Annotated in this window: 4 protein-coding genes and 1 pseudogene; 2 read left to right on the top strand and 3 right to left on the bottom strand. The window is 70.7% G+C overall.

Going from position 1 to position 2,696, the window contains the following annotated elements:
• A pseudogene (locus E1182_RS30160) lies at positions 1–446 on the top strand (hypothetical protein); the annotation flags it as partial.
• A gap of 16 nt (positions 447–462) precedes the next feature.
• Here E1182_RS30160 and E1182_RS30155 read toward each other — a convergent pair.
• The 3 genes from E1182_RS30155 to E1182_RS30145 all read right to left on the bottom strand — a co-directional run bounded on the left by E1182_RS30155 (position 463) and on the right by E1182_RS30145 (position 2,007).
• The gene (locus tag E1182_RS30155; protein ID WP_132271129.1) at positions 463–1,011 is read right to left on the bottom strand and encodes an ATPase; all 549 of its coding nucleotides are present in this window, start codon (positions 1,009–1,011) and stop codon (positions 463–465) included.
• A gap of 119 nt (positions 1,012–1,130) precedes the next feature.
• Positions 1,131–1,577 (bottom strand): response regulator, encoded by a 447-nt coding sequence (locus E1182_RS30150; protein WP_132271128.1) that lies wholly within the window; start codon positions 1,575–1,577, stop codon positions 1,131–1,133.
• 76 nt (positions 1,578–1,653) lie between these two features.
• Positions 1,654–2,007: an STAS domain-containing protein gene (locus E1182_RS30145; RefSeq protein ID WP_243706504.1), complete on the bottom strand. Its 354-nt coding sequence runs from the start codon at positions 2,005–2,007 to the stop codon at positions 1,654–1,656.
• 277 nt (positions 2,008–2,284) lie between these two features.
• Here E1182_RS30145 and E1182_RS30140 point away from each other — a divergent pair, with 277 nt between their 5' ends.
• The gene (locus E1182_RS30140) at positions 2,285–2,647 is read left to right on the top strand and encodes an STAS domain-containing protein (protein WP_132271127.1); all 363 of its coding nucleotides are present in this window, start codon (positions 2,285–2,287) and stop codon (positions 2,645–2,647) included.
• The last annotated feature ends 49 nt before the right edge of the window (positions 2,648–2,696 follow it).

Genomic DNA, 2,696 nt, shown 5'->3' with positions numbered 1-2,696 from the left:
GACCCACCCGGCCCCGGCCGGTCGCCGGGTTGACCCAGACGCAGATGGACAACGCCAAGGTGATCGTCGACGTGGGCGTCGGGATGGGCATGCCGAAGCGGGGCCTGGTGGTCGCCATCGCCACCGCGATGCAGGAGAGCAACCTGTACAACCTGGCCAGCGACGTGCTGCCCGAGTCGTTCGACCACCCGCACCAGGGCAGCGGCGCCGACCACGACTCGGTCGGGTTGTTCCAGCAGCGTCCGAGCAGCGGTTGGGGCACCGTCGCTGAACTCATGCGCCCCGCCTACGCCGCCCGGGCGTTCTACGCCGCGCTGCGCGAGGTGCCGGGCTGGCAGGACATGAGCATCACCGCCGCCGCACAGGCCGTGCAGGTCTCCGCTTTCCCCGACGCGTACGCCAAGCACGAGGAGCGGGCGCGGACGGTGGTCGCCGCGTTGACCTGAGTGCACCCAGGCCGGGTCAGGCCACCCTGGTGCCCGGCTCCGGTCGCTCCACCGACACCTCCGAGGTTCCGGTGGCGATCCGGGTTGCCGGCACTCCGCCCGCCGACGCCGCGGCGGTCGGGGTTTCCGCCGGCACCACCGCGGTCGGCACCCCGGCCAGGATCCGGTCCGCCCGTGCCTCGCGGCGGCGACGCTCGTGCAGCGCCGCCTCGAACTCCCGGCGGGCCCGTACCGCCTCGGCGTAGACCCGCTCCCGTACCTGCCGGGCCTCCTCCCGCGCCGCGTCGAGTTCACCGCGGGCCCGCGCGAGAATCTCGGCCGCCTCCCGCTCCAGGACCGAGACGTCCCGGCGGGCAGACGCCGGCGCACCCCCGGTGGCCAGTCCTGACCGGTCGACCAGCCCACGCAGCAGGGTCGCCTCCTGCCGGATCTGGTCCCACTCCCGGCCCGTGCCGGCAGCCGCCTCGGCCCGCGCGGCCAGACGGGTCAACCGGACTCCCAGCTCGTCCAGCCAGGAATCAACCTGCCGGCAGTCGTAGCCGCTGTCAACGACGGAGAATCTCATGCTGTCGCCCCCCAGGAAGCTGGTACCTGTACCCAGCTCGATCCTGGCGCGCGGCGGCGCCCCGGGGAGGGAATCGGGAAAAATGTTCAGTAACTGACTGTCACCCTCGGTTACCCCCGTCAGCCGCGTTTGGGCAGCACGACCACCCGGCCGAAGAACTCGTCGATGCGACGGACCACGTCGTTGAAGTCGTCCAGGTCGATCGGCTTGGTCACGTACGCGTTGGCCTGCAGGGTGTAGCTGCCGACGATGTCGTTGTCGGCATTGGAGGTGGTGAGCACGACAATCGGGATGGTCCGTAGGTCTTCGTCCCGCTTGACCTCGCCGAGCACCTGCCGCCCGTCCATCCGCGGCATGTTGAGGTCCAGCAGGATGACGTCCGGGCGCTGGGCCTCGGTGTGCCGCCCCTCGCGGCGCAGAAACTCCATCGCCTCCTGGCCGTCGCTGACCACGTCGATGACCTTTTCGATCGCCGAGTCCACGAGGGCCTCCTCGATCATCAGGACATCGCCCGGATCGTCGTCGACGACCAGGATACGGACGGGCTGCACAGCGCCTCGGCCCATGGGGTTCACACCTGTCTCGTGTCGACGGTCGGGCAGCCACCTGCCCCGGTCGCCCGCTGGCGGGGAATCTAGCCGATCAGGCACGCGGAGACACTGTCGGGTCCACCGCGTCGGGCACGTACCGGAGCACGTCGGCCAGCCCGGTCACCTGAAGCACCCGGTCGACCCGGCCACGCGCCCCGGTCAGCCGCAGCCATCCCCCCGCCGCGGAGGCGCGGTTGTCACCACGGACGAACGCCGCGATGCCAGTGGAATCGCAGAAGGTCAGCGCGGACACGTCGAGCAGCAAATGGCGTTCACCCTCGGCGGCCAGCCGGTCTATGGTGTCATTCAGCTCACCCGAGGTGCTGAGGTCCAGCTCCCCCGCCAGCCGCAGGCATACCCCGCCGCCATCGCGTGGGCTGTGCGTGACGGTGAACGTCAAGGTCACCCCTCTCACTCGCACCCCTCAGATCCTTGCAGTGGAGCAAGTATAAGCAGTGACGCAGTCACGGCAACGGAACCGCCGCGACCGCCGTGAAGCCTTCCGAGGGACCAGCCGCGCACCGGGCCGCCGCCAACGCACCTGCGAGCCGATGCGCCAGCGCGCCCGCAGCGGGCGGCGAGCGGGATTGTTACGATCCCGGGAAATCCCTGCCCGATCGGCAGCCTGCGGAAAGGTGATCGTGGTGCCATCTGGGAGGAAGCCTGAGGCGGCTCCACTGAGCATGTCCGTCGACCGCGCGAATCCGGAAGCACCGGTCATCTCGATCGGCGGTGACCTCGCGTTCACCACCGCCGGGCCGCTGCGCGCCGAGGTCGACCGGGCACTCGCGGAACGTCCCAGCGTCATCGTCCTCGACTTCGCCCAACTGCTCTTCATCGACAGCACCGGGCTGGCTGTCATCGTGCACGCGTGGCGGGAGGGGCAGCACTGCGGCACCACCCTCCGGCTGCGTAACATCCCGCGCTTCCTGGAAACCATCCTCGACATAACCGGCGTCACCGGGCTGTTGGCGCGACCGCCAGCCGCCCCCGGCGTCGACCACCCCGGCACCGGGCTTCCCGGCCGCCCCGTCGCCACCGCCTGAACTCGGCGGGGCGGGGTGGCCCCCGACCCTGGGACCAGGGGTCGGGGGC

The sequence above is a fragment of the Micromonospora sp. KC721 genome (assembly GCF_004348355.1).
In the GTDB taxonomy this organism is placed as follows: domain Bacteria; phylum Actinomycetota; class Actinomycetes; order Mycobacteriales; family Micromonosporaceae; genus Micromonospora.
This window is presented reverse-complemented; position numbering and strand designations above follow the sequence as displayed.

Bases quoted from the DNA above. Each gene is read 5' to 3' on its own strand.
- E1182_RS30155 (WP_132271129.1), bottom strand. From the start codon at position 1,011: ATGAGATTCTCCGTCGTTGACAGCGGCTACGACTGCCGGCAGGTTGAT.
- E1182_RS30140 (WP_132271127.1), top strand. From the start codon at position 2,285: ATGTCCGTCGACCGCGCGAATCCGGAAGCACCGGTCATCTCGATCGGC.
- E1182_RS30150 (WP_132271128.1), bottom strand. From the start codon at position 1,577: ATGGGCCGAGGCGCTGTGCAGCCCGTCCGTATCCTGGTCGTCGACGAC.